This window comes from Robertmurraya sp. FSL R5-0851, from assembly GCF_038002965.1.
GTDB classification, from domain to species: domain Bacteria; phylum Bacillota; class Bacilli; order Bacillales; family Cytobacillaceae; genus Robertmurraya_A; species Robertmurraya_A beringensis.
The window spans coordinates 424627-451603 of the sequence record NZ_JBBOOE010000002.1 but is presented as its reverse complement, the minus strand read 5'-3'; the positions used below and the strand labels follow the sequence as shown (position 1 = coordinate 451603).

The following is a 26977-nucleotide window of genomic DNA, read 5'->3' as shown; positions in this document are numbered from 1 at the left end:
TGCACATAAGGAGACGATAATATGAACCGCCTATATCTAGTTGGAATTTCACTTATTTTGCTTGTATCACTATTTGGGTGTTCTTCTAATTCTCATACAGTTGAATCAAATGAAGACAATGAAGTAATAGTCAACAAGCCAGCTAATAAGGATTCAACAATTAAACCCTCTGAAAAAGAATACGTAGAGGAATTAGCTGATACTACTCATGAAGGTGTTTCCAAGGAGGAAATGGAACAATTAAAAGAAAAGTTGAGAACATACATATTTGTTGAGTATATGGGTAGCTCTGATTACGTTTATGCAAAAGGAGTTAATTGGACAGAAAATTATTATGATAATCTAACCGCTGAAGAGATCTGGAACGTTATAGAGGAATATAAGAAAATGAATAACGGTGAGGAAGGGACATTGTTTGACCAAGCTAGTTATCTATCTGTAAATGCACCTATAAAAGATAATTGGGAAGAACTATTTTTAGAAAACTGGGAGAATAGCTCTTATGCAGAAGATAACCAAATAGAAACTATGATTGATAAAGGGGATTCAGTTTGGATTTATACCGATAATATGCCTTATACAGGTGAGGAAGACAATTATCCATTCATAACATTATTTAAGCGAACCGGTAATTGGCACGGCTAAAGTATTTTATTATTTGCATAGAAAATCTAAGAGGTAGAAAAGGCACAGTCACTCGAAAAAATGGAGGTCGGTCATAAAATGGAAAGTCATTTTACCATCAAAGGGGATAAAGAGTCTGGAAAGTATATTGTTCATGAAAGTGGTAGACTAGAACCAGTAATCGAAATTACTGGTATGCACTATGGTGGATTAAAAGAGGCAAGACAAAGGATTGGAAACTATTTAAAGAATAAAGGGTATGCTCTTAACAGTGTATTTGAACATCGTTGTATTAAACCTGGTAGAAAAAATAATCCAATCCATAGTTGGACTGTTGAAGAGTACTTAATTGGAGCACCAAGGAGAAAGTAATCCCTCTACAGAGGAGCAGTTTATACAATATTAATAGAAAACGCACCACGTGGCGGAACCTGTCCCCTAAAAACGCACCACCTATTCGGTAGTATCTTAGTCTTCAATAAACATAATAAAAAGTAGTATGGGTACTGTCAAAAGGAGGTACCTATACTACTTTTTCTCATTTTTCAAGCACTGGTAGAACAGAGGATAACCATTCAAGCAGTCTCTCTTTTGTATTTTTTCTAAGTTTCATAAAGGTTGATTCATCAGTCATCAATCTTGATATAGTTGGCTGACTAACCTTGGATACTTTAGCCAGCTGCCGATCACTCAAATCAAGCTTGTCCTTTACGTTAGCAAGGATTCTTGGAGTTAATGGGATATCTCCCTTGATAACAGATTCCACTTCACTTGCTACGGATAGATAACTTTGTAAGGCCTGTACTTCCTCTTCCTCCACTTTAAAGAATGGAGCGATATTTTTAGGAGGGGTAATGATCACACGCTGCTTCAAGAAGTAATCAAACAACCAACCTCTTTTGTTTAATAGTTCAGGATCCAGTTCTCCATCTGGTGTTCCATATCTCCATGAACCTATTACTCCATCTTCTCTTAAATCTTCAAGGATACGGGTAAACTCTTCTAGAAAAACACTTGGCTTTTTCTTACGATTATCCGTAATCTCAAGACCCATCACGCTGAGTAATCCTTTTTCACCACTTATAGGATATGAATATAAGGAGATTTGCTTTAGTTTCTTATTTAAGTCCCAAGCTAAGTTTAAATATCTAGTTAGCCTTTTATGATATACCTGGTGCTTAAAGTGGTATTTAAGTGCCTGCTGCGACATTAACCGCATGTTGCTTTTATCTTCTTCTTCCTCTAACAAAAGATTCTCCATAAGAATATTACCTGGTCGTACATATACCTGTTCGAAGCCTAATGGCTCATCATTTTCGTAGTACATTTTGTAATCCCCGATATAGAAAAGACTTTTGACTTCCTCTGTTTCAGAGATGTTTAGGACAACACCTGTTTTTGGATCTACCTCTACATCCTCAACTTTCCTACCTAAACTTAAAGTCAGGCTAAAAAGCTTTGTTAACTCTTGCATCGCTTTAATTCTTTTTTGTTTATGATAAACCGGTGTACCATCTGCAAGGTGTTTATGAGGAGATTCTTGTCTGAACTGCAAGATATCATCAACCGTCAGGGAAATCATTCCTGAGCTATCTTTTTGCTTCTGCTCTGTCCATAATACACGCACGACATCGAAAACGTCCCCAGTGTATTCATCAAGGTCCATAATGGTCTTACTCATTAATAAATTCCATTCAATACTTTTACTCTCTTCTTTTTTGATAAAAGGAGTAAGTTTCCGCTTTTCAACGAGACTAACCATTCCCTCTTCGGGGTTTTCTATTTTGGACTGTGGATAGGGATATACTTCCGACTCTTGAAAGTTATCTCTCGCGATCGCTTCTTGAATTCTATAATTAAATACGTAATTTTTATCTAAAATAAATTCCTCGGACAAAATATCTTCGATTAGAACTTTATTGTTTGATCGGATTGCCATACGTTTTTTTCACCTCAAACAAGCTATTTCTCTTATTCTATCATGCTTGTAGCGATGTGTAATCGCTTTTGAATAGGGATATTCATCAGCTTCATTTCCTTATGAATCACTTTTTGAAATAGGACAACTTAGAGGATATAACAATTACATCCTCACTAAAAACACTGATATATAGCGTTTTTATTATATAGAAGAGTGATTCATAAGTAAGAGGATTTCTCTTATGAATCACTTTTGAAAAAAGGACAACTTAGAGGATATAACTACTAGTGATAATGGTATTTCTAAAAGTGAAACCCTTATATATCAAGGTTTCTCTAACTTTTCAGGTGATTCATAAACTTTTTCTGTTTTTTCATTATGAATCACTTTATAAAAAAGGACAACTTAGAGGATATTACCTAGTAACATTCATTCATTAACCCACTTAATCCCTTATATTTCAAGGCTTTTTCCGTTATCTAAAGTGATTCATAACCATTTTATCTATATTTCCTTATGAATCATTTTTAAAAAAAGGACAACTTAGAGGATGTAATATGAATCACTTGGGACAACTTAGAGGATATAAAAAATCGCCAATCTCCCATATTTCCCTATAAATCAACATTATCTTTACTCTTTTTGATTTTCGTTATGAATCACATAGGACAACTTGGAGGAAGTTAAAAAAATTGAAAATTTTACTAAACCCATTCGTATCAGTACTTCTAATGGTATATCAATATAAAGGTTTTCCTTTATGAATCATTCGGTTTGTTAGAATACAACTAGTATTTGTTACCAATATGTCGAAATTATAGCAATCTTACCAAAGGGAGGGGATACAATGACTACGATTAAAACCATTAACGGGAAAAAGTTCTTTCAAGATGGACTAACAAAACTGAAAGTAGAGCATGATTGTTATCCTCTCCCAGCTTCAGCTGTGTGTACTTATGTTTTATTTCATTTAGAGTGTGACGATTTAGGACGAGTACACGCTAACTCATTTTCTCTAACTAAATTCACGAAAATGACAGGGATTCCTTCCTCTACATTATATGGGGGGATGGAGGCCCTGTTTCAACGTGGTTTCATACAAGAGGTGATCGTTAAGAATCAACCATACTATGAAATTATCGGTTATTCAACATGGAACACTCCAGAATTTAATATACACTCAGGAAGAGAAGAAGGGTTAAATTACTTCCGTATTCCTTATAAAATTACGGAAGGCTCCGCTTTAAAGAGATTGGTATCTTCAAGAGATGCTGCAGGAATCATTATGCTCCTTGATCTCTTTAATGCTTTTACTCGATTAGTCAATCTAAAGGGGAAGAAAGCAGAAGAAGGGTTAACTCGTAGAATGGGTTACCTAAAGCAAAAAATGAAAAAAACTGCCCTTAAAATTAGACAATGGGCTGAAATTATTGAAGGTTTATTTACTTTTGAACCAGTAGGAGTAGCAGAACGAAGACCACGAAAAGACCGCTTAACTGTTCGAAAGCAAAATAACCCCGTACAAGTATTTATCGAAAAGTTCAAAGTCACGATTAATCCGTCTCTAATTGCTGAATTAGAAGATACATACGATACACAACAAGTAGAAGCCGCCGTAAGAAAAGAAGTATCATTCAAGCTTGTGGAAGAAGGTATTAAACATACTCAAAAGGATATTAGAGACATTCTTGGGTCTGTAAAACAAGAAGTGATCGATGTAATGAAATACTATAATGAATCAATTCCTAGAAGGAATAAAGTTATATTTGATGTATTTAATTCTGCCTTCGGACAATTCATTGATTTCTATAAAGATAAGAAGGAGAATGACCCCGAAAATCAAGTGCGGTCTATTGGAGCATTTATACGTAGCAGCTTGATTTCTTCGTTTGGACACTATGTAAACAACCCTAATCCTTATGGTGAAGTAGTAGAGGAAGCAATCTTCCACTATGCAAATGCAAATCGTAAGTATCCAAATTTTATACAAAAAATGAAATAAATTAGCTCTGTTAAAAAAATGTAGATTAACAGGGCTATTTCTCGTGTAGTTAAACCCTTCCTTTCTTTACAAAATCCAGGTTCATTCAGACAAAAATCAAACCACCTGAAACTTAATCTGTTTCAGGTGGTTTTTTCTAAAAATCACTATTCGGTTATCCACATGTGGATAAGTGTATATTCTGTTTCACTATTTCTTACTAAGTTAGTAAATTGGTAATGTACCTGTTTAAAAGTGGTTATTTTGCTGATAAAGATGTTTACAAATGAATTATCCGATTCTTTATTGGCATAAAGTACCGTGAAAATCAGTAACATCAAGGCTCCAAGCACCCTAATTAGTTCTCTATATTTTTAAATATTGTTTTTTTATATCTTATTCTGTACTTATATTATAAATACCTTAAATTTATACTCTTATTTATTTAAGTTATACAAAGTAAGTTGAAAATTAAAAATGGAACTGGAATTTTCTAATAAAAAAATTTGTCTTATATTAAAATCAATATAAGGTAGGGGAGTCAAACTTTAATCTCAGTAAAGCCTTAAATCAGTAATAACTCTCTCAGCATTTTAACTTTTCCTTTTCTATTTGAAACGTTTGCAAAAGGATAGGAGATTCTTTATCCGTACGAACTCTAAAGAGGTCCTAGAAATTAAGTTTCAAATAACCAAAAAATGATCCTTACACCAAGTAAGGATCATTTCACTTTAACAGCAATAATTTTAAATCCTGCTTTCTTTCTTCGTTTCTCCAATTCTTTTAGAGCCTTTATTTCCTTTTCCCTCTGTTTCTTACTCATCTTACACCCTCCAATAGAATTCCCTCTTAGTTAGTCCCATTATGAACAGATATGGCTAGAAATATACAAAAATAGTTCTAAACCTTGTCCCTTCATCCATATATATCTAGTAAAGAGTGGAAAAGTGGAAAAATGACCGAAAGTTACCTACTAAAATAGTGAGAGGTGGGGGAGAGGATGGACTACATTAATCCACTGTTCAATAATATCGAGATAGCAAATGAGAAGAAACCTCCTACACCAAGTCAGTCAAAAAGAACACCTTCAAAAAGGGCGATAAGATCAGATAAGTGTCACTCAATAAAATTCCCTGTTTCTCCAGTGATTCAAATGAAACTTAAAAGCTACCGTGCGGAAGCAGCAAGAATATATAAGTCTCAAAGAAAAGAGCCTCTTAGTCAGACGAAATTTAATACGCAATTGTTACGATTTGGACTTCGTAATGAGCATATTCTATCCTGGCAGCACGATTACAAAGATACCAAAGTCTATATGCACACGAACCTTCTTGAAACGGAGTATATAGAAATTGGAGGTCCTCATGGTCTGGCTATTCGTAAAAATCTTTCAGAACGTAAGGTTGTTTATCAGGTCATGCTTTCAATAATGAAGTGGTTAGAAGGAGGGGGAACGATTGAAAAAATCCTACAGTAACTTAAATGTGTTACAGGAGAGGTTATCGGGTAATACGGAAGAAAGAGGATTTTTTAGCTATTTCTTTAATAATAGACCAACTATCGAAGTGAAGGTACCTTACTATGAATATTTAAGAGGAGAAGTCTTCTGTGATGATCTTCGGGATAATTTTGAATCAGAGGTTCCCTTCCACTTTGATGCTTCTCATTTGATTTATCTCTTATACGAAGATTTTCTAAGACAAATTAAAATGGGAGCTAAGAATGAGCAAATAGCCAAATTTATCTTGGTGGGTAAACAGAATTACTTTCGTAAGAGGGTTCAAGAGAAACGGATCATGAAACCTATTTCTAAATACGTATTTGAATTTGAAACGGTGGAAGAAGAAGAAATAGAGGAAACACCTTCTGAGGACGCAAAAATGGCCTATATTACGATTCGGATGAAAAAATCCGAGCTACTAAGAGCGGAAGTGTTATTACACGATTTACAACCCTTTATGAGTTCTGGGGAAAGTGTAACCGTCGAAGAAGTCATTGCTATTGTGTTTCTTAATTTCATTGAGATGATTAAGAAGGAAGGTAACACATTGAAATTGCAAAAATCTATATTGACTCACCTTAAGTAATTTCAGTTTCAGACCAATTTGTATAGATTACGATAACATAAATATAAGCACCCTTTTAAATAGAGGGTGCTTACTTTAGTCTAGTTGCAATTCATAGCTGTACATTAAGTATATGACAAACCGTTTAGATTATTGCATGTATGCTTCAATTAATTCGAATATCAATAATGTTTTTTAGTTCAATCTGTGTCCATTGGTCAAAGGAATCCACTACACGTATGTACTTGCTATATTCATTCATGTAATGGATCGTACCTTTTGTTATCTCATATCGAGCCTTTTTGTAGAATGTTACGGTTGCCTCCAAGTTGAACTCCATGCAGTTACATATGGTCTGGTCCAACTTTTCAAGATGTTGTTCATCCAATTCTGGCATCTTCACATCGTCTTGCTCTTTGTACATCTGCTTAATACTGGCTATTTGTTCAGGCATGAATGCTACAGGTCTATACTTCATCAATCCACGATCCCTAAGCATAAAATCAACCTTTCTAATAAGAACATTTGTTCTCATATCTTATGCCTGAATTTCAAGTATTACAACAGAAATAAAAAATTATTTAATACTCAATTTATTTTTTCTGCGGAATATCAATCCAAAACCTCCTGAAACTCCGAACGATAATCCTAAAGCCACCGAAAAGGCAGTTAGTAGGTTAAATGAGGATTTAAACATAGCATTTGTAATAATCCCAATTAGAAAGAATATAAGAAATTTTATCAAAAATTTAAAAGTAAATTGTCTTAATTGCAAAGAATACACCTATCCTTTATATATTTCTTAATATAACTTGGCTAGAAGAGTAATAACAATAAAAACCAATGCTAATTTGACTCCTTGAATGACCGATTTCTTGCTCACTTTTTTCTCTTTATCCTTTACGGCTGCTAGGTCAATCCCAGACAGAATGGTACCAATGTATGCTAACCCTGCAAAACCTAATAGTTCATATTTATCTTCACTTACAACTATGGACCAATCCTTTATATAGCTGTATATCAAAAAAGCTCCAAAGACAGCAAACATATAAATGGTTGAGATTTTAGATAGCTTTTTCTTATCCATTTCATTGTTTCTCCTTTGTTAGACGAATATCCGATTATGCTCAAGGAATTCAAGAATAATATCCACACCTTCTTGATTGGTCGGTAAATTCATGGATGAAGTAGAGTAGATCACGAGAGGTAATCCTTCAGAATTCCGAACAGGTTTAAACTTATAGAATCTTTGTCCCACTTTCCCTTTAGGACCTTTTAGCGTTTTGCAATCTTCAAGAACGAAAAGGTTAGAATAGTGACTTAATATATCTATCCACGGTAGTCCGATTCCTAATATATGTCGTACCGCTCTTGTGGAAGCTATTTCTTCAAGTACTCTGATAGCATGTATAGTACTTGGTAAGTTGTATAAGGTCTCCCGGTCTTTTTTTGATACCTTCCATGAGTCTGAATGAAAAGGGAAAAACTCAATAGTATGTAAAAATCCAATGTCTTCACCAAGTAATTGGCGAACTTCTATTAATTTTCTACCTCTCCAATGTTTGTTCTTTCCTCCAAATACACGGTCGTATTCCCGTTCTTTCTGATGAAACACTTCCTTTGTCCAGATGTTGGTACAGTGACGCTCAACGATATTCAAATTCCATTGCTTTCTAGACTCTATCTCAGAATCAGAGGGGAATTGTTTTAACACATCCGAAGCGTTCAATGAACCAGGATTGATTAAAGGCACTAATACATCATTTTTCATATCTTCCTCAAAGTAACCATAGAAGGGTTGAGGAAAGTAATTTAAATTGAATTTTTCACGGGTCCGTATAGAAATCTCTTTAAAATCGTTATCCTCCGCTTGAAAGCTGGATAAGTCTTTTTGTTGCAAATACTGCTTTTTCCAATATGCGCTTAATTCCTGAATAGCGATTCTTTCCATAGGCTAACACTTCCTTGAAACAAAGAGATAAATGTAATCATAGATTACCAGTTCTTACTAGAAACGGCTATGAGAAATATGGGTAATTATCCCAAAAAAGGCAATAAATTTTTTCGTTATTGTGAAAATACGCAATATCGGAATTTTATTATTGGTAGCCTAATCTTAACCGATTGTTATGGAAACCATAAAATCCTGTTAATTCAATAGGAACCAAGGAGAGAACGAGAATGAAAAAAACAAAAAAGTTAATTATGACTGGGGTTATCGCAGGAGCTACCCTATTGCCGACGGCTGTGGGTGCAGCAACTCCAACTTTAAAGGACGCATTTATTAATTTCAATAACTACAAAAATTCTTATTCTAAGACATTAGCCACTAATACTGAAAATAAGATAAAAGCAAATAAAACGGTATTAAAAGAGTTAGATACCAAAGAATCAAGTTTAAATACAAGTACTAACAGCAAGATTAAAGAAGCTAACAATGAGATTGATAAAAAGATTAAATATTGGCAAGAAAAAGGGAAAAATAATACTGACCCAGTTAAACAAACCCAAATTCAGTATGAAATTAAACTTTTAGCGGATTAACCCCCGAATTTTGGACAATAACTCTCTTATTCTTTCATTTCCTCAGTTTTTTATTTTATAGATTTCTTTCATTATTCTTCAAAAAGGCCATGTTGCTTGACATGGAGCCTCTGCGGGCATGATTCTCCTGCCAAGAAGCCAGCTGTTTTACAACATTGGCATCGCCGAACGAGGCTATCATGCCCGCCACTCCAAATCAAGCTGATGCTTTGAATGAATACATCCATTACACCCGAACCTCCTTGATCACCAATGAATCTTGTTTTTGATAGAATTCCTTTGGTGACAAATCTAGTATACTAGAATGCATACGTCTCTCGTTGTAGAACTCCATAAAATTCATGACTTCTTGATATGCTTCTGTGTAGGTTTCAAACTGCCATCTGGATAGGCAATCGTCCTCAAAAATGCGATGGAAAGACTCAATATGAGCATTCATATTTGGTGTTCTTGGTGGAATTCTTTCGTGCTCAATTTTGGAATCTTCACAAAACTTTTCAAAAGTATGGGAAATAAACTGCGGTCCATTGTCTGTTCGGATTACAGGTTTTTCCAATTCATCATATTGTTGGCGTTTTAATAATGCCCTTTTCAGTGTCTGTTTGACATCATCTCCAGTGCAGCTTAATCCCATATGATAGGTAATGATGCCCCTGTCATAAACATCGATGATGGACATGACAAAGAAAAAGCGATCCTCACCTTCGATAAAGCCATATTTAATGTCAGCTTCCCATAGCTGATTAGATCTTGTAATAATGCGATTTCTTGCTAGTTTCCTAGGGTATGAGACTTTCTTTTGGCGCTGTGGGCGTAAGATGCCCAATTCTTTACAAATCCGGTATACTTTTTTCTTGTTAATTTTAAGTTTGTATTTTCGCCTTAAGACCTTAGTGAGTTTGCGATAACCATAGTTATAGCAATCACCGGCAATCTCTTCTAGTAGAAATTCTTTAATCTGTTCGTCTGATATCTTTTGACCGTCCTCTTGGATCGAATAACCTGGTGCTGGACGTCCCTCACTTACTTTTTTCTCCTCAACACGATAATTCTTTTGATAGTAGTATGTGGATCGAGGAATACCTATGATTTTAAGCACCTTTGAAATCGAGTAGCCTTTTTGAATCCATTTGTTAGCTACTTCATGCTTTTCAGCAAGTGAGGGTTTTTCTTTTTTATAAGATCCCTCAGGATCGCTATTTCAAGGTCTTTTTCACCTAATAACATTTTAAGTTTTTCATTTTCTTTGGATAATTCTTTGGAGTCTATATCTGGCAGCACAGCCACATCTACTTCACCAAATTTACCATCTTTGTATTCACGAACCCAGCGACTAACCATATTGGGATTCAGATCATACCGGCGAGCTACAAGGGTATTCTTCCCTGTGTCTTGGGCTTCCTTGATGACTTGTAATTTAAATTCTTTAGAATGTTTTATTCGTTTCATGATGTCAGCCTCCTTGGTACATTAAGCAGTATAATAAATATTACTCTTATTGTCCAAGTTCATTTTGGGGCTTATGAGTTAGAAGCAGAAAGAAAACGAAAAGATACCGAGTTAAATCTTACTGAAAGACTTGAAGTTGAAAAGATTAATACTCAACGGAAAGTAATTCTAGAAGAGATTGAATCGTTAGAATCTAATCACACTGAAAATATTGGATTAATTTCAAAGGTATATAGCTTCTTCTCACCATTTAAACCAACAAAATAATAAGAAAAGCTCCTTTCACTGTGAATTTGCAGTAAAAGGAGCTTTTTTTACTTAATGGTTGATTTTAATAAAGCGGACGAATACCTAATTTATTATAAAACTGATCAACGAAAGCCTTAGCAGTTTGATAAGACCATTCTGCACACCCACTACCAAGACATTTATCGGGATAAAAAGGGTTACCAGTACCTAAATATAGTTTACTCTCATCAAATTTTCCTCTTAATTCCTTTTCCACATCGTATATAGAACCTGGATCTTCAGAGGTAACCCATTCCGGTTTGTAATGAACTAACCTATTCCTTAGTTGTATTAATAACCTAATATCCTCGAATAGTTGGTGGTCTATCTTCTCCTTACCAAGCACATTTAGAAATTCCATATATTTTGCTGATATTAGAGACATCTTTTCTGGTGGTTTGAGATTTCCTCTTTTAATCTTTCTCGCTAATATTTTAATCTCATCAACTTCTTCAATAGTTAGCGCTTGCCGTAATGTTGCAGTATCTCCATCAATAGCTTCAGCTAATAATTCATTGATATTTGATTATAGAAAAGCGACTGAGGCAAAAATACATCCAGTTACATAAGAGAAATTTTGGTATGATTTGCCTGGAAATGAATTACCATCGTAATTATCCTCTAGCTTTCTACTTAATTTAGAAAAAAGTTTAGCTGACTTTAAATGACTAATAGATAGTGGTGTCCAAAGCATAGTGCCAACAATCCTTTCCTATTAACAATTCTAGTTTAATTAAAGACCAAATCCTCTGTAGTGATGTACCTCTCAATCAGTCCTCTTCTACCTACATCCTCAACTTCTAGATTAAGCCGACCACGGTACCATACTATGGAAGAACTATTGTAAGGAGGGGCATGCCAGTGAATTAATAGTAATTCGGTATCATTTAACTTTTTAGAGGAGTATTTTACACCTTAAGGACACTCTAATAAACCTAATCTTAAATGAATAGAACCTCTAACATTCTATCTCCCATATTTTATCTGCGATTATATAAAAGTCTACCCTTATTTTATAATATTTTACAGCTATTGGATAATGGATATAGACAAGAAGAGGGTTCTTAAATATGATGAACCCTATCTTATCAGGTTCGAAGGAGAGGGAAGAAAACAAATTGAGATTAGTCGGGCTTATATAGAGTTAATTGAAAAAGGGTATTCTTTAGCTGTTGAGGAAGTATCCAGTTATCTCCGTTGCTCCTACCAGTATGTAATTAAAAAAATAGTTCCAGAGGTTCCACACATTCGAATAACAGAAGTTAGTAAACTTATGCTGATGAGATATGCTACTAACCATATTATCGATGAAACTATGATTCCCTTGTTTAATAAACGAATCTTGTTTAACCGTTTTGAGTTTGAACAGTATATTTGCAACAAAGCAGAAAAGGTAATTACATATAAAAGATTTTATGAAAAGGATTTTGATCCCGCTGCAGTCCTTGAAATAAAAGAGAAGCTGCTTACACTTAATCACGCAAAGAAAGCACAACCGGTCTCATTCCGAAACCACATGCAACGGGTGATGGATAGTTTTATCTGGAAAGATTTCGAAAACAATACTCGTGTTATTCCCATAGATAGTTTCCCTTTATCCTTGAAAAGTCAGCGTGATCTTGTCAGTGAATGGGGATTAAAATATAAAGTGAACTTCTATAGAAGGATTGAAACACAAGGGATAAATAAGGTTAGAATTGGTAATTTAATCCGCTTTGACAAACAGATGGTTGAAGAGGAGTATCTAGCTCATATGTACATATCCGTTTATTATCGGTTAAAGGTCAATTATGGAGGGGCATTGACTAAAATAATCCAGGATCGTGCCATAGAGCTACTAGAATAAGTTCCTAATCTAATATGTTATTAATATAGGTAACATATAGTATGTTATATGTTTGGCTAATAACTATCGCTATAGTCTATTTTAGTTATAATGGATAGAGATAATACTTTGTACAGGTGGTGGAGAAGTGAATGCTGCAATCCTTCATTATGGATTAGTAAACATTGAGGAAATAAGGATTAGATTAGAAGAACAGGGATTTAAAAGGGTAGACGTTAAGGCTAAACTTGAGGCGGATTACCGTTCTTTTGCAAAGAAGAAAGCATTTCACTGTCTTTGTTGTGATTCACCAGTTGAAATGGTTTTACCATTTGATCGAAATTTTTATTTTCGTCATTGGGATAAATCCGAATGTTCTTATAGTGAAAACTATAAAAAATATGAAAAGAAAATTAGCACTTATGAAGAACCAAGAAAACATATACTGGGCAAAACTATCATCCGTACCATTTTAGAGGGGCAATCTAAACCCCTTGGATTAACGGTAGAACCCGGATATCTATATCGAACGATTTTATCTATAGTTCCCGATTTCATCATAAAGCATCCAAATGGCGATGTATGGGCTATTGACTATTTAACTGGTATTAGAACCAATACAGCGTATTCAAAAAATGTAGAAAAGCGTAAAGAAATTTACGAGCAGAATAATTTCAAAGCACATTTCTTCATAGATGATGAATGGTTAGCGTATAAATCTGGCCTTCCTTATACGACTTTTGTTCAAACGGAAATTGATTCAAGTGTAATTACCTCAGAAGATTTGGATTGGCAAGACTATATTAAGGCTCTTCCTCCAGAACTCATAAAAGTCTTAGTCGGTGACACGGTATTGCATTATTTTCCTAAAAGTATCACTTACATTAATCCAACAAAGAGAGAGGCTACCATCTTACGTTATCTATTATTAGATAGTAATAATGCCCGACTTTTAGCAGAACCTATTTATATTTCATTAGAAAATGCCCTCTCTATTGATCCTGAACACATGGAGTTTAACCTTTTCGGGGAGAATGAGAACCTTGAACGAATGGATACAACGGAAAAGCTTTTCAAAGAACTTGATGAAATTAAGTTCAAGGAGGAGCAAGAACGGATTTTAAAGAAACAGTTAGAGCAGCAACAAAAGAAAAACACCTCTGAAGCTTCAATAGATGATCATCCGATTGAGTACTCTAATGAGAGAGGGTCTATTTTTAATGAGACATATGAAGAGACTGAAAAAAGGGTAATTGCAAAATGGGGAAATCCAAATAGAAATCACCAAGATGTTTCCCCAACACCTGAAGGTATTTGGAATTTAGCTGCTTATTTGAACTTGCTTCCTGTAAATGTCGAAGAATCGACAGATTACAAAAGAAAACGGAAAAAGGAAAGAGAGCTGATAGAACGTATTGTTAATCACTCAATTACTGGTGAAACCTATATTTTAGGTGGTACTAGAGCCTGGAAAGAGACTATATTAAGCGAACTAGGAAATATAAGTAATGGGTGCCATTGGAATTACAGATTTAATTAAGTTATTAAAGGAAAGAGGTTATACATTTACTCAACCTGAAAAGCATATTGAGTACCCCATTAGGGAGTTTGTTGGCCATGTATCAAAAATTTTAAAAGAACCACTCATATTGAAGTGAAACGTGTAAAGGAATGAAAGAAAAATTTATTCCTTTTCTATTCCAGATATTTTCTAACCAAACAGGATAATTAATGGGCATTTAGCCCACACACCGCTTCAAAAATTCTATGTTATAATGAAGGAAATACAATTGAATAGGCTTTCGAGGGAAGGTCGGCTCACCCCACAAGAGAAAGGGGGTGAGTAGATGGTGTCCATACAAGACGCATTAACCTTGGCAATTAACCTTTGGTATGTTTACTTTAACATTTGTCGGAGTAGTCGTAGCAATTGTGACACTTGTGAAAAAAGACAAATAGACCTTCCTTTTCGAACCTGAGAAATTCAAAGGAAGGTCTATCTCAATGATACCTGAGCCGATTGCCCCGAAAGGCAAATTCATTGTATTTACATCAGAGGTGTTACCAGCAACTTTGATGTTTTTTTATTATAACCATTATAACACAATCATACTAAAATTATAAATTACTTATCAATTGCTTTATGAACACCTTATAAACCCTTCTAATTCCCTTTGTTAACCCCAATGGTCCTGAGATAATTAAATTGGAAGAATAAACGGGCCATAGCCTGTTCCTAACTCTGTAGGTCAGATGGTTAACTCTAAGTACACGCCCATAAAACAAATAGCAAAGATTCTTTTATCAAAATTGAACCTCAATTAGCCGATATATTCCTAGCATTGTTTACATAAAGGGAAAAAAGTCAATAATGCTGTTATATATTGGTAGAGTGAGGGGATTAATATGGGGAAGCAAGTTTCAATAGATGAATTACCAGTTGAACTTCAAAAAGCCTTTAAAGAATACTGTAGTATATATCCTTATTTATTATTAAACGTAGTAAAGTGTACGTACAGTGAAATTCCCATACAAAAGGGAAAAGATCACCACTATCAGATTTATGCTAGCGGAAAAGAGGGTTCATTTGTTATTTTTCATTTACCTATAATCACTAGTGTTGCATGAATAATATTTAAATTTTCAGTTTAATTATTTTCCTTATTTGGAGCCAAAAAAGGAAATACCCATACAAAGGTGGCTCTATCCATTTGGAAATTATTTTACAATTAGACTGAGGTGACACCGACAGTTTGGCTGATTAAGGAACAGCCTTTCCTTCTATTTTTCGAATCCAGATCGTAGCCGGCTTCCACAATGCTGCCTTTAAATATCGGCTAATCTGCAGAATTTTCCTCTTGCTGTCCGTCTCGATCTGCGCGAGAACATTGAGACAATAGACGATTAACGCGATGAACACCTGATTCTGTATCGCCCACTCGCTTTGGCCGTAGAACTTTTTGATGTTTAAGTGCTGCTTGATCCATTTGAAAAAAAGTTCAATGGCCCAGCGGGCCTTGTACATCTCTGAAATTTCTTCTGCGCTCAAATCAAAACGGTTTGTGATGAGGTGAAGCAGATTCCCTTTTGAATCAGCCACTTTTAGAAGACGGAAGTAATTCTCTGTACGGTTTTGTGTGCTTCCGAGCAACACCATTTGATCAGACAAAACAGATGAATCATCAGGTAATGGAAAATCACTGACTTCTCGGATCACAGCGTTTTTGCGTAGTCTAGAGAGAAAAAAGTATCCATCATCCGTCATACGGTCAAAGCGCTCGTAGTCCAGATATCCTCTGTCAAACACATACATGCATTCTTTGTCATCGACCAGAACCTCCAACTGACCTCGGTCATGTTCACTGGCTTTGGTGATGACGGCTTTTTCCGGATAGGAAGATCCCTTTTCCATGAAGACAAGACGAAGATGTAACTTTACGCCTGCTTTAGTTTTCCGAAATTTTGCCCACCGATGATTCGTCAAATTAAGTGGCAATGTACTCGAATCAATGATTTTCAAAGGCATAACCAGTTTTGTATAGTGGGTTTTGGCGTGAATCCGCCCCACTAAATCGAGGAAAAGAAGTTGAAACAGATCTGGATTTAAGCTGTTTAACCGTCGAGATAACTGAGAAATACTGATCGAATCTAGTTCAATTCCCTTTTGAAGCTGTTCGTCAAAAAGACAATCACCAAGAGCGTGCAGGCTCTCGACTTCAACTAGCTGCGCAAAGAGCAGCAGTTTCAGGAAGGACTCTGTCCTTAACTTTTTTGTATAATAGTCTAATTTCTTGATTTTCACCTGATCTTCAATTAATTGAAGATTCATGGCTGAAAACCATTGCCCAAATGAAGTTTTTCGTGTAATCTTGTCCATGCGTGTGTCCTTTTTAGTGGATTTGGACGGGTTACCACCTGACTTATCCATTATAAAGGACTTTTTCTTTGCACAAAATAAAATTAGTGAAGATTTTGAGTCTTTTTAATATTGAAATTAAATTAGTGCAACACTAGTGACCTATAATAGATGTTCCAAACTATGAATCTAAAGTAGAGACCACTTTTTTTACCTTAGATGATTTGAAAGTATTTTTCCTTGATTCGGAAGAGGGAAGGGAAACGTTAGACCATTTAACTTCAGCAATCCTTTGAGGTTAGTTAAGGAGAATTTCTAATAAAAAAGTAAAAGCGGATGTACTCACCATAATGAGATATCCGCTTTTTTCAATTCTACTCTTCAACTATCTTAATAAGGTCATTTAACACTTTTGGATATAGTTCTTGTCGTAACTCTTGTAACTGTCTAGATTTCTTTAAACCAATAATAGATAGAGCAATAAAGACAACCAACACCATAAGATAAAACACTAAGAAGGGGATATCAGTAATCGATAGATTAAGTATGTAAAAAGCGGTATATCCCAAAACAAAGATTGACCATACTCATAAGCCCCAAAATGAACTTGGACAATAAGAGTAATATTTATTATACTGCTTAATGTACCAAGGAGGCTGACATCATGAAACGAATAAAACATTCTAAAGAATTTAAATTACAAGTCATCAAGGAAGCCCAAGACACAGGGAAGAATACCCTTGTAGCTCGCCGGTATGATCTGAATCCCAATATGGTTAGTCGCTGGGTTCGTGAATACAAAGATGGTAAATTTGGTGAAGTAGATGTGGCTGTGCTGCCAGATATAGACTCCAAAGAATTATCCAAAGAAAATGAAAAACTTAAAATGTTATTAGGTGAAAAAGACCTTGAAATAGCGATCCTGAGGGATCTTATAAAAAAGAAAAACCCTCACTTGCTGAAAAGCATGAAGTAGCTAACAAATGGATTCAAAAAGGCTACTCGATTTCAAAGGTGCTTAAAATCATAGGTATTCCTCGATCCACATACTATTATCAAAAGAATTATCGTGTTGAGGAGAAAAAAGTAAGTGAGGGACGTCCAGCACCAGGTTATTCGATCCAAGAGGACGGTCAAAAGATATCAGACGAACAGATTAAAGAATTTCTACTAGAAGAGATTGCCGGTGATTGCTATAACTATGGTTATCGCAAACTCACTAAGGTCTTAAGGCGAAAATACAAACTTAAAATTAACAAGAAAAAAGTATACCGGATTTGTAAAGAATTGGGCATCTTACGCCCACAGCGCCAAAAGAAAGTCTCATACCCTAGGAAACTAGCAAGAAATCGCATTATTACAAGATCTAATCAGCTATGGGAAGCTGACATTAAATATGGCTTTATCGAAGGTGAGGATCGCTTTTTCTTTGTCATGTCCATCATCGATGTTTATGACAGGGGCATCATTACCTATCATATGGGATTAAGCTGCACTGGAGATGATGTCAAACAGACACTGAAAAGGGCATTATTAAAACGCCAACAATATGACGAATTGGAAAAACCTGTAATCCGAACAGACAATGGACCGCAGTTTATTTCCCATACTTTTGAAAAGTTTTGTGAAGATTCCAAAATTGAGCACGAAAGAATTCCACCAAGAACACCAAATATGAATGCTCATATTGAGTCTTTCCATCGCATTTTTGAGGACGATTGCCTATCCAGATGGCAGTTTGAAACCTACACAGAAGCATATCAAGAAGTCATGAATTTTATGGAGTTCTACAACGAGAGACGTATGCATTCTAGTATACTAGATTTGTCACCAAAGGAATTCTATCAAAAACAAGATTCATTGGTGATCAAGGAGGTTCGGGTGTAATGGATGTATTCATTCAAAGCATCAGCTTGATTTGGAGTGGCGGGCATGATAGCCTCGTTCGGCGATGCCAATGTTGTAAAACAGCTGGCTTCTTGGCAGGAGAATCATGCCCGCAGAGGCTCCATGTCAAGCAACATGGCCTTTTTGAAGAATAATGAAAGAAATCTATAAAATAAAAAACTGAGGAAATGAAAGAATAAGAGAGTTATTGTCCAAAATTCGGGGGTTAATCCGCATATATTTGCGATCTTTTTGTACACTTTAAGAGTATGTTCCTTAGCCATATAAAGTTCAAATGGGTTACGTTCATTCTTACTTTTGCCTTTCCAATTGGCTTCAGCTGCTTTCATGCTCTGATCAAATTTTTGCAGTTCTGTTTCTTCCTGGGAAGGTTTAACTTTTTTTTTTCAGAAAAGCGAATTTGCCGGGCTATACTTTCAATTTCTTCTTTGTTATCTTCTCTAAACTCCTCTTGCCATTTCTTATCTTCTAATTGTTTGATTCTGCGATTAATGCCCAATAAACCGGTTAGGGTGTAGGTTGCTATAGACAAGCAGACGATAGAAACAAAGAGAGAATAAGTGTCATTGTTGTAACTCGGATTAACGATAGTATTTATGTATAATAGCAATGCTGCGATTCCAATTATAAAAAATATAAGAAATAGCCTTTTTGTACTGAAATATATCATTCTATTTCTCCATTCAATGTAATCTTTAATTTATAAAAATACTGTTTAAGCCCTTTTAAAACACGTTTAAATCCCCAATACGTCAAAAAGAAACAAACACCAAATAAAGAACTATTATTAAAACTGCAATTAGATTACTATCATGGTGTAAACCCACATCCTCAAACTTTTTTAAACGATATATTCTGTACGCTTTATTCTGATCCTCCACGAATTCAATTTATCTACTACGGCCAAGCCGTTTTTTCAAAAAATGTTGCCGTTTATTTATATTTCGGATCCTTCTAGCGCCTTCATATTCACCAAAGAGTTTATTTCGTATAGTCCGGTAATGTTGAATACTATTTAATTCAATTACAACTAGTGGGTAATTATTTTGACAAATGAAAATAGAAATTTAGACATTCTTGAAAAAAAAGTATTTTTTGCACAATATCTCGACATTTTTATTCTACTATACATGTGTGATTAATTGTTAAAGTGGATCTGATACTAACACTAAAGAATTAAAGGTAACTAAAGTATTTAGTTACCTTTATTATTGGTCCGTATTTATTAAATATTTTACCTAGTATCTAGCCAAAAGAGTTAGAAGAAAGTATTGCTTTTGTGATTATGTTTGAGAAAAAATTGTTATTGAATAATTGGCTTTCAAAGAAGTAAGAAGGGGTTTAGGTTTATTTATGTTATTTCAACCCCTATAACATCCTCATTTTCTATAAACATAAGCTTCTTCTATTAAGGCACCTGTACCATAACCCTTAGTCAAGATAATGACTAACTCTTTCTTCTTATCTTTATTTATGTCTTCATAAAAGGCACAGTTGAATGTGTGAAAAAATGAACCTGAAAGATAGAAAAATTGCAGAATTTATGCAGTTTAGGGTGATTACGACCAGGGTAAAAATGGTCTTATGTGCTTAAAAGCGTTTTAGGAAGTTAAGGGAACTGACTTTAGCAGAACGAACCAAAGATATATCTTTCTGAATTGGTAGAAAGTAAATCTCAATGGGGTCGATAATATAGAAACGTAATCTATCAAGTCAACTTAGAATTAACTGAATTAGGAGGTCGGTGTTTGTAAATGAAGCTAAACCAGCTTATGTTCCCTTTAATTGGAACTGAAATCAAACCTGATATTGAAATCAATAGTATTCAATTTCAATCGAGTTTGGTTCAAAAGGGAGATATTTATATTGCAATAAGGGGATTCACCAATAATGGACACAAGTATATTGGTGAGGCCATTTCAAAGGGAGCTTCGGCAATCGTTGGAGAAGAAGACCTTTTATCTTTGCCTATACCATATTTTCGCGTGGCTGATTCCAGGGAAGCGTTAGGAAGGTTAGCAGCAAGCTTTTATAACTTTCCAGCGAAAAAGCACAGAATGATAGGAATAACTGGGACTAATGGCAAGACCACAACGGCCTATATGGTGAAATATATATTACAATATGCAGAAAAGTCTTGTTCTTTGATCAGTACAGTCTCCAATTACATAAATGGGCAGGAGTTAGTTTCCACCGCAACGACCCCCAGTTCATTGGAGTTAAACAAGTTATTAAGTTTAAGTAATGATGAAAGTGTAGTTATGGAGGTTTCCTCACATGGTCTTGATCAAAAACGGGTTGAGGGTATTGAATTTGAGTTTGGTCTTTTTACGAATCTGACTCAGGATCATTTGGATTATCATAAGGACCTTAACGAGTATTTTGAAACCAAATCTAAACTGTTTGATTGCTTGGGATCCAATGGAGCAGCAATCATAAATTCTCGTTGTCCCTGGGGTTTAAAGATGATTGAAAGACTCAGATGTAGAGAGATACCTGTTTACACGTTCGGACACCAGGCAACGGATGATCTTCAGTTACTGACTTTCAATGAACAGCTAGACTCCGATTTCATCATTCAAGAAAAAGGGAAAGATGAGATATGGAACATTAAATTATCCATGCCGGGAGCCTACAATAGAGAAAATGCAATGGCCGCCATCCTGTTGGCTCGACGAATGGGAGTCGGTATGAAATTAATTTGTGAAGCAATCGAAACATTCCCAGGGGTTCCTGGACGCTATGAAGTTTATCAACATCATTCGGGTATATCTTTTGTAGTTGATTATGCACATACACCGGATGGGATTGAGAACTTCTTGGAAACAGTTAAGAGACGGGAAAATAAAAAAATAATTCATATTTTCGGATTCAGAGGAAACAAAGACGTTTCGAAGAGAAAACAAATGATGGATATATCCTCATTCTACTGTGATGAGATCATTTTGACTTTTGACGATTTAAACGGTGTTTCAGCTAAAAAAATGAAGACAGAATTGAACGAATTAGCCGTTAAGTGGGGAAAGGGAAAGGCACGTATAATAACGGATAGGACGAGTGCTATTGAGTATGCGTGGGAACATGCTGATAAAAATTCTTGCATTATTATAACCGGGAAGGGGCCTGAATCCTATAAGGAGGATTTCTCTTTGCCTACTGATACTGATGCTGATACAATTAAATATTTATTTACAAAGAAAGTTAAATTTATTGAGCGATAGAATTTGACTGATGGCCTTAAGCCTAATGATAGACAGTATGTATTTAAAAAAGCTAATCATGCTGTCTTTGTTTATCTTGATAGGCTTAACAAGAATATTAATACACTTTTCGTTTTGGAAGGATGAAGAAGATAAGATGGGGTGGGGAATATACGAAAATCATTCTTACGTTCGCTAATATTTTCACAGTGTATGTTTTTACTTTCACTGCCATTTTTGATGCAATTATTCATGTATCTACATGAAGTCGTTATCCTGGTTATTTGGATCGGAATCACTTTACTTGTATACTTTATTGTATGCTTTGTTAGAAACGAGAAGATGGTTGTATCCTTGTATATTATTTTTCTACTATTAATTGTTTATTCAGCCAGTCTGGGGCTGCTTCTTTTTAATCGACCGACTGAACAATATTATGGGAATTTTAATTTAATACCGTTTAGTACCATTCAATTTTATTTTTCAGGCAAGGTAAACCCATTTATTTCATTTTATAATTTAGCAGCTAATGTATGTTTGACCATTCCCTTTGGTTTATTTTTAATGATTAGGAGAGAAAAGCATAATTTATCCGTTTTGAATATTATATTTAGTCCTCTTATTTTTATCTCTATAATTGAAGTCCTTCAATATTTCTCCCACCGTGGAAACCTTGACATTGACGATTTGATTCTAAACTTTACAGGAGTATTAATTGGTTTTTTAATTTACCCTGTTTTTAAACGAGTGGTTCAAATAAAGTAGAAATATTGGTTTAAGAGGTTGAATTTATTAGTTTACTAGTGTAACTCGGCTTGGTTATTTTTATTGCGAAATAAGTTATAAGGAGATTTTATCTTGGGGGAAAGAGTAGGAAAAATAGCATTATCGATTTTAATCATTGTTGCTTCAGCGATCAGTTATTTTCTATTTGCCATAATTAAAAATGAGGGAGGAGTGAGGAACCTACTAGATAGAATTTCTCAGGATAATAAGGTGGAAACTGTAAAAGCATCTGGTATGAATAATTTAGTTGTGCAAATAAAGGAGAATGTGTTGTTGGATGCTCCAATTGTAAAACAATTTCCGGAGCTTCCGAGAGGATGTGAGGTTACTAGTCTCGCAATGCTTCTCCAGTATAAAGGTATCGATATTGGAAAAATGGAACTGGCGGAAAGAGTTATCAAGAATACTACTCCCTTGAAAAAAGAAAATGGAACGATATATTGGGGAAACCCCAATGATGGATACATAGGTGATATGTATTCATACAGCAATCCCGGTTATGGAGTGTATCATAAACCTATTAAAAAGCTAGCAGAAGAATTTCTTCCCGGACAAATTATTGACCTTACAGGGAGAAATTTCGAAGAATTGAAAACTTATTTGTCACTTGAAATTCCAGTTTGGGTAATTATCAATACTACTTATCAACCACTCTCTGAAAATGCCTTTGAAACTTGGAAGACACCTAGTGGAGAAGTGAAGATTACCTATAAAGAACATTCTGTATTAATAACAGGTTACGATAATAAATACATCTACTTCAATGATCCCATCACAGGTATTAAGAATCTAGCGAAGCCAAAGGATCCATTTATAGAAGCGTGGAAGCAGATGGGAAGTCAGGCCATCAGTCTTCTTCCTGATGCTAACACGATAGAAGGGAGTAAATAGGCTGTAAAAACTCAGAATAAAAGGGGGGGAAGCTTTTATGTACGAGATATTTAGTCAGATTAGTAACTTATTTAGCCAACCATTAATCAACATTTTCAGAGAAACGGAGGGTATTCCTCTCCTGTCTGCTTTAATTTTGGGCCTTGTAGGAGCGTTAGCACCCTGTCAATTTACAGGTAATTTGGGTGCTATTACGATATATGGGAATCAATCGGTTCAAAAAGGGCTCGCTTGGAGGGAGGTTCTCTTTTTTATCTTAGGGAAAATCGTTGTGTTCGCCTTATTGGGTCTAATCGTTTGGGTTGTGGGGAATGAGGCCAAATCAACGTTAACAATGCTTTTTCCCTGGGTAAGAAAATCTTTTGGACCATTACTAATCATTATCGGATTTTTTATGCTTGGAATCATTAGCTTTGCATTTATTTAAATTAAATTTGTCAAGACATTTTTACGGAAAGGTATCTGTAATTTTATTGAAAATATGGTAAATACAAGTCTTCTTGGGTATAAAAAAACCCCTTATAATTAGGTTTGGTAGTCCTGTCCAAATCCCTAAATATAAGGAGAATCCCATGGACAAGGATAACACAAAAACCACAATTAATGAACTACTAAAAGTATTAGATGAACAAACTTTTACTAAATTAATCAATGTAGTGGACATCGACAAGTATGTTAAGAAACTGACGGCATATAAATTTTTGCAGCTACTCATCTTGGCACAAATCAATGAATTAGACAGTTTAACCCATCTATCCAAGCATTCGAAAGATAAGAAAGAACTTCAGGTTCACCTGAATATGGATGGCATTAGTACATCTCAGCTTTCCAGAAAACAGTGTGATCTATCTCCGAAGTTGTTTGAGAAGATCTTACACCATCTTGTTTTTATGATTCAGTCCCAAATGAAACAATCTCCGATTGTTCGAGATATTGGACGTCTTCATGTGATTGACTCATCGACAATGAGTATGTCCATATCGCAGTATCCATGGGCAAAGTTTCGCAAAACAAAGGCCGGCGTTAGACTGCATTTACGGGTCGTTGTGACCAAAGATTTAACAATCCCTGATAAAGCCGTTCTATTGCCGGCAAAACATGCTGACCGGACCCAAATGAATGAACTAATCGAGATTGATCCTGATGCTCTTTACCTTTTTGACCGAGGATATGTGGATTACAAGCAATTCGATAAGTACTGCCTGGAAGGCGTTCGATTTATTACTAGACTTAAGAAAAACGCCGAAATTGAAGTACTAAGCGAACAATCACCCGATCCCGAAAATTTGATCTATCAAGATGCTGAGGTATATCTTGGAAATGCACAAAATGGTACGAAGATGCAGCACACCCTACGCCTAATCAAAACTAAAGATCAAGAAGGAAATCTTGTTATTATCGTTACTAGTTGTTTTGACCTTACTGCCAAAGAAATCGGAGATTTATATCGATATCGTTGGAAAATAGAAACTTTTTTTAAATGGATGAAACAACATCTGAAGATCAAATCCTTCTTTGGAAAAAGTGAAAATGCTGTCTATAATCAAATCTGGATTGCCTTGATCACATATTGTCTTGAAGTATTACTTCAATTTAGAGTCAGCCACGATGGCAGCCTGTTAGGGCTGAAAAGGACTTTAGAAACTTGTCTTTATGAAGGGCTTGATGCATTTATTCGTGCTCTTTTCCAGAAACCATCCCGACACTCAAAAGGACGAAGAAAATATGATTGGGAAAAAGATTTCGCATTGATTGTACGCCAATTTGACGAAGGTGAGGTGGATCACCTAGACGATTTAACATTTGACCCACTTTACCAATACTAAAAGGAAATAATTTACCAATTGTGGATAAGGACTACTTCTTATATCCTTATCAATCTTTTTAAATTCCGGATAAAACAATATATCTGAATATTCAATTATTTGTAGTTTCACCCATAAAAATCCAATTTGACAAGTTTCAAAAATCTTTATGCAACGCTAATGGCTTGGAATAATAAAATTCAGAAGTTCTCTAACCTTAGGAAATATTCCAAATAAATTTATGAAAAAAGGTAAGATAGGGGCATTTTTGATGGGCGTGAGTTTTACCCTTGGCTTCTGCCCGACAATGTTTGTATTGTTTTTTATCACTCTAATGCCTATCGCACTAGCTGTACCCTACGGACCAGTTCTTCCAGCTATTTTTGCTGTAGGTACATCGATCCCTTTAATCCTTTCCATCTTCTTAATATGGTATTTTGATTTAAGTGGTAAATTGTTGAAAAAGAACGGAAGAAAATTGGGGTTATTCGTTCAGAGGTTGGCGGGAGTAGTCATGCTTTTAATTGGAGTCCTGGACACATTAACTTATTGGGGGATTTAATTGGATAAAGAGCCATCTGAAGCTGAAGTTCCCCTATAAAGTTAGACTGTTTTTCTCTTTAAGCGGAATGTGGTTGGCATAAACGCGGTATTGTACCGAGTTTATGCCTTTTTTTACCTTAAACGCCCCATAGTAAATTTAGTAATCTCCCGTACTAACCAGAAAAACTTTTATTAACACCTATTTACATTCGGTAAAAGGATAAATTATACTATAGAGGGGTACCCTAAAACATAGGACGAAAGTGGAATTTAGTCTTTAAAATTAAAGCTTAAAAGTTAAAAAAGGAATTATTAAATAACTTAGGGTTAAGAAAGGGGAACTACCATGATGAGTGATAAAAAGATTAAAATTGCGGTCAACGGAGGAATCAAATTCGGTGCAAAGCTAACCGCCAAGCAACTGATCGTTTTAGCAAAATATCTGGAGGAAGGGGAGGAGCTTGAGCTCACAACATTCCAGCAATTATACATTGAAATTCCAGAAGAAAGAAAAACAGAAATAATTGCTGAATTTGAAGAAGCAGGCTTAAGCTGTTACCCAGTTGGGAATTATGTGAAAAGTCTACGAACCTGTAATTTTTGTAAAGGCGCTGAAGAAGAGGGGATGCCGGTTGCCATTGAACTAAATAAGCGGATTGCAGGAAAACATGTACCTTTTACGTTAAAACCTGCCTACACCGGTTGTCCAATTGGATGTGGTGAACCAATGATTAATGATATTGGAGTCATGAAAATTAAAGATTCCTATAGCCTTTATGTTGGAGGAAAATCAAAAGGTAAAGACGCGGAAGCTGGGATATTGCTAATGGAACAACTTCCACCTGATGAACTGTATCAAGCGATTGATAAGATTATTAATCTTTATAATGAGCAAGGAAAGAAACGGGAAGCCTTTCATAAATTTGTAAAAAGATTTGGGGCAGACGAACTTTTGGCTAGTATTAACCAATAGAAAACCAATGGGCATCTATCTATTTAGAAAAGCTGGCCAATCCCCTAGAAACAGATTTTTGTTTTTAATAATTGTCACCATTTTATATAGATTTCAATAGGCCATGGAGGAGTGAACTCTCTCTCCTTGGCCTTTTTATTGATAATAAGGAGAACATGGTGTCCTCGATTAAAAACTTAGAAAACCTCCCTCTATAAATATTGATTTATCAACGGTTTGAGCCGTTGGTTGAGTGTCAAAAAAATATTTTTCGACATGACCTTTAACAGTATTTTGATAATATGTGAATCTATTCCATCCTATGGGTACGCTACGCG

At 35.1% G+C, this 26977-nt stretch carries 31 protein-coding genes; 20 read left to right on the top strand and 11 right to left on the bottom strand.

Annotated elements, in window-relative coordinates; translation table 11 throughout:
- Positions 1-21: 21 nt before the first annotated feature.
- Entirely contained in the window at positions 22-645 is a 624-nt protein-coding gene (locus tag MKX65_RS26460; protein ID WP_340906830.1) for a hypothetical protein, read from the top strand.
- A 78-nt stretch (positions 646-723) separates the two neighbouring features.
- Positions 724-996 carry a hypothetical protein gene (locus tag MKX65_RS26455; RefSeq protein ID WP_340906828.1) on the top strand — a complete coding sequence of 91 codons (273 nt, stop codon included), beginning with the start codon at positions 724-726 and terminating at the stop codon, positions 994-996.
- Between the two features lie 166 nt (positions 997-1162).
- Here MKX65_RS26455 and MKX65_RS26450 read toward each other — a convergent pair whose 3' ends face one another.
- Positions 1163-2563: a hypothetical protein gene (locus tag MKX65_RS26450; protein WP_340906827.1), complete on the bottom strand. Its 1401-nt coding sequence runs from the start codon at positions 2561-2563 to the stop codon at positions 1163-1165.
- Positions 2564-3392: 829 nt separating this feature from the next.
- On the opposite strand from MKX65_RS26450, the gene MKX65_RS26445 reads away from it, so the two are divergent.
- The 3 genes from MKX65_RS26445 to MKX65_RS26435 all read left to right on the top strand — a co-directional run bounded on the left by MKX65_RS26445 (position 3393) and on the right by MKX65_RS26435 (position 6613).
- Positions 3393-4547, top strand: coding sequence for a hypothetical protein (locus MKX65_RS26445; RefSeq protein WP_340906826.1), 1155 nt, complete (start codon positions 3393-3395; stop codon positions 4545-4547).
- A 979-nt stretch (positions 4548-5526) separates the two neighbouring features.
- Complete coding sequence (locus MKX65_RS26440) at positions 5527-6003, top strand: hypothetical protein (protein ID WP_340906825.1); 477 nt, start codon at positions 5527-5529, stop codon at positions 6001-6003.
- Positions 5984-6613: a hypothetical protein gene (locus MKX65_RS26435; RefSeq protein ID WP_340906823.1), complete on the top strand. Its 630-nt coding sequence runs from the start codon at positions 5984-5986 to the stop codon at positions 6611-6613. Before MKX65_RS26440 ends, MKX65_RS26435 begins: the two co-directional genes overlap by 20 nt.
- 145 nt (positions 6614-6758) lie before the next feature.
- Here the strand turns inward: MKX65_RS26435 and MKX65_RS26430 are convergent, their stop codons facing one another.
- The 3 genes from MKX65_RS26430 to MKX65_RS26420 form a co-directional block, all read right to left on the bottom strand.
- A complete protein-coding gene (locus MKX65_RS26430) occupies positions 6759-7091 on the bottom strand; it encodes a YolD-like family protein (protein ID WP_340906821.1) in 333 nt (110 codons plus the stop codon).
- 303 nt (positions 7092-7394) lie between these two features.
- The gene (locus tag MKX65_RS26425; protein ID WP_340906820.1) at positions 7395-7679 is read right to left on the bottom strand and encodes a hypothetical protein; all 285 of its coding nucleotides are present in this window, start codon (positions 7677-7679) and stop codon (positions 7395-7397) included.
- Between the two features lie 18 nt (positions 7680-7697).
- Positions 7698-8543, bottom strand: a complete 846-nt coding sequence (locus tag MKX65_RS26420) for a hypothetical protein (RefSeq protein ID WP_340906819.1) — start codon at positions 8541-8543, stop codon at positions 7698-7700.
- A gap of 230 nt (positions 8544-8773) precedes the next feature.
- Here MKX65_RS26420 and MKX65_RS26415 point away from each other — a divergent pair, with 230 nt between their 5' ends.
- Positions 8774-9136: a hypothetical protein gene (locus MKX65_RS26415; RefSeq protein WP_340906818.1), complete on the top strand. Its 363-nt coding sequence runs from the start codon at positions 8774-8776 to the stop codon at positions 9134-9136.
- Between the two features lie 55 nt (positions 9137-9191).
- On the opposite strand, the gene MKX65_RS26410 is transcribed toward MKX65_RS26415, so the two are convergent.
- From MKX65_RS26410 to MKX65_RS27245, 3 genes are read right to left on the bottom strand one after another with little or no spacing between them, the layout of a single operon-like run.
- Complete coding sequence (locus tag MKX65_RS26410) at positions 9192-9317, bottom strand: hypothetical protein (RefSeq protein WP_263479876.1); 126 nt, start codon at positions 9315-9317, stop codon at positions 9192-9194.
- Positions 9318-9362: 45 nt separating this feature from the next.
- The gene (locus MKX65_RS26405; RefSeq protein WP_040344397.1) at positions 9363-10262 is read right to left on the bottom strand and encodes an IS3 family transposase; all 900 of its coding nucleotides are present in this window, start codon (positions 10260-10262) and stop codon (positions 9363-9365) included.
- Between the two features lie 11 nt (positions 10263-10273).
- On the bottom strand, positions 10274-10585 hold the full coding sequence (locus MKX65_RS27245; RefSeq protein WP_016205489.1) for a transposase: 312 nt from the start codon (positions 10583-10585) through the stop codon (positions 10274-10276).
- Between MKX65_RS27245 and MKX65_RS26400 the strand changes: the two genes are divergently transcribed.
- Complete coding sequence (locus MKX65_RS26400; RefSeq protein ID WP_340906817.1) at positions 10568-10852, top strand: hypothetical protein; 285 nt, start codon at positions 10568-10570, stop codon at positions 10850-10852. The genes MKX65_RS27245 and MKX65_RS26400 overlap by 18 nt on opposite strands.
- A 64-nt stretch (positions 10853-10916) precedes the next feature.
- Here MKX65_RS26400 and MKX65_RS26395 read toward each other — a convergent pair whose 3' ends face one another.
- Positions 10917-11219, bottom strand: coding sequence for a hypothetical protein (locus MKX65_RS26395; protein WP_340906816.1), 303 nt, complete (start codon positions 11217-11219; stop codon positions 10917-10919).
- A gap of 693 nt (positions 11220-11912) precedes the next feature.
- Between MKX65_RS26395 and MKX65_RS26390 the strand changes: the two genes are divergently transcribed.
- From MKX65_RS26390 to MKX65_RS26380, 3 genes are all read left to right on the top strand, one after another.
- A complete protein-coding gene (locus MKX65_RS26390) occupies positions 11913-12719 on the top strand; it encodes a hypothetical protein (protein ID WP_340906815.1) in 807 nt (268 codons plus the stop codon).
- Between the two features lie 127 nt (positions 12720-12846).
- Entirely contained in the window at positions 12847-14238 is a 1392-nt protein-coding gene (locus MKX65_RS26385; protein ID WP_340906813.1) for a hypothetical protein, read from the top strand.
- Positions 14239-15104: 866 nt separating this feature from the next.
- Positions 15105-15326, top strand: coding sequence for a hypothetical protein (locus MKX65_RS26380; RefSeq protein WP_340906812.1), 222 nt, complete (start codon positions 15105-15107; stop codon positions 15324-15326).
- 133 nt (positions 15327-15459) lie between these two features.
- Here the strand turns inward: MKX65_RS26380 and MKX65_RS26375 are convergent, their stop codons facing one another.
- Entirely contained in the window at positions 15460-16575 is a 1116-nt protein-coding gene (locus MKX65_RS26375; protein ID WP_160549960.1) for an IS4 family transposase, read from the bottom strand.
- Positions 16576-16928: 353 nt separating this feature from the next.
- Entirely contained in the window at positions 16929-17054 is a 126-nt protein-coding gene (locus MKX65_RS26370) for a hypothetical protein (protein WP_340906811.1), read from the bottom strand.
- A 164-nt stretch (positions 17055-17218) separates the two neighbouring features.
- Between MKX65_RS26370 and MKX65_RS27240 the strand changes: the two genes are divergently transcribed.
- The 3 genes from MKX65_RS27240 to MKX65_RS26360 are packed head-to-tail and all read left to right on the top strand — an operon-like array spanning position 17219 to position 18612.
- Positions 17219-17530 carry a transposase gene (locus MKX65_RS27240; RefSeq protein WP_016205489.1) on the top strand — a complete coding sequence of 104 codons (312 nt, stop codon included), beginning with the start codon at positions 17219-17221 and terminating at the stop codon, positions 17528-17530.
- Between the two features lie 11 nt (positions 17531-17541).
- Positions 17542-18441, top strand: a complete 900-nt coding sequence (locus MKX65_RS26365; RefSeq protein ID WP_040344397.1) for an IS3 family transposase — start codon at positions 17542-17544, stop codon at positions 18439-18441.
- A 45-nt stretch (positions 18442-18486) separates the two neighbouring features.
- Positions 18487-18612, top strand: coding sequence for a hypothetical protein (locus MKX65_RS26360; RefSeq protein ID WP_263479876.1), 126 nt, complete (start codon positions 18487-18489; stop codon positions 18610-18612).
- Positions 18613-18787: 175 nt separating this feature from the next.
- On the opposite strand, the gene MKX65_RS26355 is transcribed toward MKX65_RS26360, so the two are convergent.
- A complete protein-coding gene (locus MKX65_RS26355) occupies positions 18788-19132 on the bottom strand; it encodes a hypothetical protein (RefSeq protein ID WP_340906810.1) in 345 nt (114 codons plus the stop codon).
- A 1084-nt stretch (positions 19133-20216) separates the two neighbouring features.
- On the opposite strand from MKX65_RS26355, the gene MKX65_RS26350 reads away from it, so the two are divergent.
- From MKX65_RS26350 to MKX65_RS26320, 7 genes are all read left to right on the top strand, one after another.
- Entirely contained in the window at positions 20217-21683 is a 1467-nt protein-coding gene (locus MKX65_RS26350; RefSeq protein ID WP_340906809.1) for a UDP-N-acetylmuramoyl-L-alanyl-D-glutamate--2,6-diaminopimelate ligase, read from the top strand.
- A 231-nt stretch (positions 21684-21914) separates the two neighbouring features.
- On the top strand, positions 21915-22427 hold the full coding sequence (locus MKX65_RS26345) for a VanZ family protein (protein WP_340906806.1): 513 nt from the start codon (positions 21915-21917) through the stop codon (positions 22425-22427).
- 93 nt (positions 22428-22520) lie between these two features.
- Positions 22521-23339, top strand: coding sequence for a C39 family peptidase (locus tag MKX65_RS26340; RefSeq protein WP_340906805.1), 819 nt, complete (start codon positions 22521-22523; stop codon positions 23337-23339).
- A 37-nt stretch (positions 23340-23376) separates the two neighbouring features.
- Positions 23377-23766: an urease accessory protein UreH domain-containing protein gene (locus MKX65_RS26335; protein ID WP_340906804.1), complete on the top strand. Its 390-nt coding sequence runs from the start codon at positions 23377-23379 to the stop codon at positions 23764-23766.
- 145 nt (positions 23767-23911) lie between these two features.
- Positions 23912-25165: an IS4 family transposase gene (locus MKX65_RS26330; protein ID WP_340902419.1), complete on the top strand. Its 1254-nt coding sequence runs from the start codon at positions 23912-23914 to the stop codon at positions 25163-25165.
- A gap of 169 nt (positions 25166-25334) precedes the next feature.
- Positions 25335-25706 (top strand): urease accessory protein UreH domain-containing protein, encoded by a 372-nt coding sequence (locus tag MKX65_RS26325; RefSeq protein ID WP_340906959.1) that lies wholly within the window; start codon positions 25335-25337, stop codon positions 25704-25706.
- Positions 25707-26036: 330 nt separating this feature from the next.
- The gene (locus tag MKX65_RS26320; RefSeq protein WP_445677973.1) at positions 26037-26660 is read left to right on the top strand and encodes a nitrite reductase; all 624 of its coding nucleotides are present in this window, start codon (positions 26037-26039) and stop codon (positions 26658-26660) included.
- Positions 26661-26977 lie beyond the last annotated feature (317 nt).

Bases quoted from the DNA above. Each gene is read 5' to 3' on its own strand.
- MKX65_RS26460 (WP_340906830.1), top strand. From the start codon at position 22: ATGAACCGCCTATATCTAGTTGGAATTTCACTTATTTTGCTTGTATCA.
- MKX65_RS26430 (WP_340906821.1), bottom strand. From the start codon at position 7,091: ATGCTTAGGGATCGTGGATTGATGAAGTATAGACCTGTAGCATTCATG.
- MKX65_RS26320 (WP_445677973.1), top strand. From the start codon at position 26,037: ATGAGTGATAAAAAGATTAAAATTGCGGTCAACGGAGGAATCAAATTC.
- MKX65_RS26350 (WP_340906809.1), top strand. From the start codon at position 20,217: ATGAAGCTAAACCAGCTTATGTTCCCTTTAATTGGAACTGAAATCAAA.
- MKX65_RS26425 (WP_340906820.1), bottom strand. From the start codon at position 7,679: ATGGATAAGAAAAAGCTATCTAAAATCTCAACCATTTATATGTTTGCT.
- MKX65_RS26445 (WP_340906826.1), top strand. From the start codon at position 3,393: ATGACTACGATTAAAACCATTAACGGGAAAAAGTTCTTTCAAGATGGA.
- MKX65_RS26335 (WP_340906804.1), top strand. From the start codon at position 23,377: ATGTACGAGATATTTAGTCAGATTAGTAACTTATTTAGCCAACCATTA.
- MKX65_RS26420 (WP_340906819.1), bottom strand. From the start codon at position 8,543: ATGGAAAGAATCGCTATTCAGGAATTAAGCGCATATTGGAAAAAGCAG.
- MKX65_RS26455 (WP_340906828.1), top strand. From the start codon at position 724: ATGGAAAGTCATTTTACCATCAAAGGGGATAAAGAGTCTGGAAAGTAT.
- MKX65_RS26440 (WP_340906825.1), top strand. From the start codon at position 5,527: ATGGACTACATTAATCCACTGTTCAATAATATCGAGATAGCAAATGAG.
- MKX65_RS26355 (WP_340906810.1), bottom strand. From the start codon at position 19,132: ATGATATATTTCAGTACAAAAAGGCTATTTCTTATATTTTTTATAATT.
- MKX65_RS26400 (WP_340906817.1), top strand. From the start codon at position 10,568: ATGTTTTATTCGTTTCATGATGTCAGCCTCCTTGGTACATTAAGCAGT.
- MKX65_RS26330 (WP_340902419.1), top strand. From the start codon at position 23,912: ATGGACAAGGATAACACAAAAACCACAATTAATGAACTACTAAAAGTA.
- MKX65_RS27245 (WP_016205489.1), bottom strand. From the start codon at position 10,585: ATGAAACGAATAAAACATTCTAAAGAATTTAAATTACAAGTCATCAAG.
- MKX65_RS26380 (WP_340906812.1), top strand. From the start codon at position 15,105: ATGGGGAAGCAAGTTTCAATAGATGAATTACCAGTTGAACTTCAAAAA.
- MKX65_RS27240 (WP_016205489.1), top strand. From the start codon at position 17,219: ATGAAACGAATAAAACATTCTAAAGAATTTAAATTACAAGTCATCAAG.
- MKX65_RS26375 (WP_160549960.1), bottom strand. From the start codon at position 16,575: ATGGACAAGATTACACGAAAAACTTCATTTGGGCAATGGTTTTCAGCC.
- MKX65_RS26415 (WP_340906818.1), top strand. From the start codon at position 8,774: ATGAAAAAAACAAAAAAGTTAATTATGACTGGGGTTATCGCAGGAGCT.
- MKX65_RS26360 (WP_263479876.1), top strand. From the start codon at position 18,487: ATGATAGCCTCGTTCGGCGATGCCAATGTTGTAAAACAGCTGGCTTCT.
- MKX65_RS26450 (WP_340906827.1), bottom strand. From the start codon at position 2,563: ATGGCAATCCGATCAAACAATAAAGTTCTAATCGAAGATATTTTGTCC.
- MKX65_RS26345 (WP_340906806.1), top strand. From the start codon at position 21,915: ATGTATCTACATGAAGTCGTTATCCTGGTTATTTGGATCGGAATCACT.
- MKX65_RS26390 (WP_340906815.1), top strand. From the start codon at position 11,913: ATGGATATAGACAAGAAGAGGGTTCTTAAATATGATGAACCCTATCTT.
- MKX65_RS26410 (WP_263479876.1), bottom strand. From the start codon at position 9,317: ATGATAGCCTCGTTCGGCGATGCCAATGTTGTAAAACAGCTGGCTTCT.
- MKX65_RS26370 (WP_340906811.1), bottom strand. From the start codon at position 17,054: ATGGTGTTGGTTGTCTTTATTGCTCTATCTATTATTGGTTTAAAGAAA.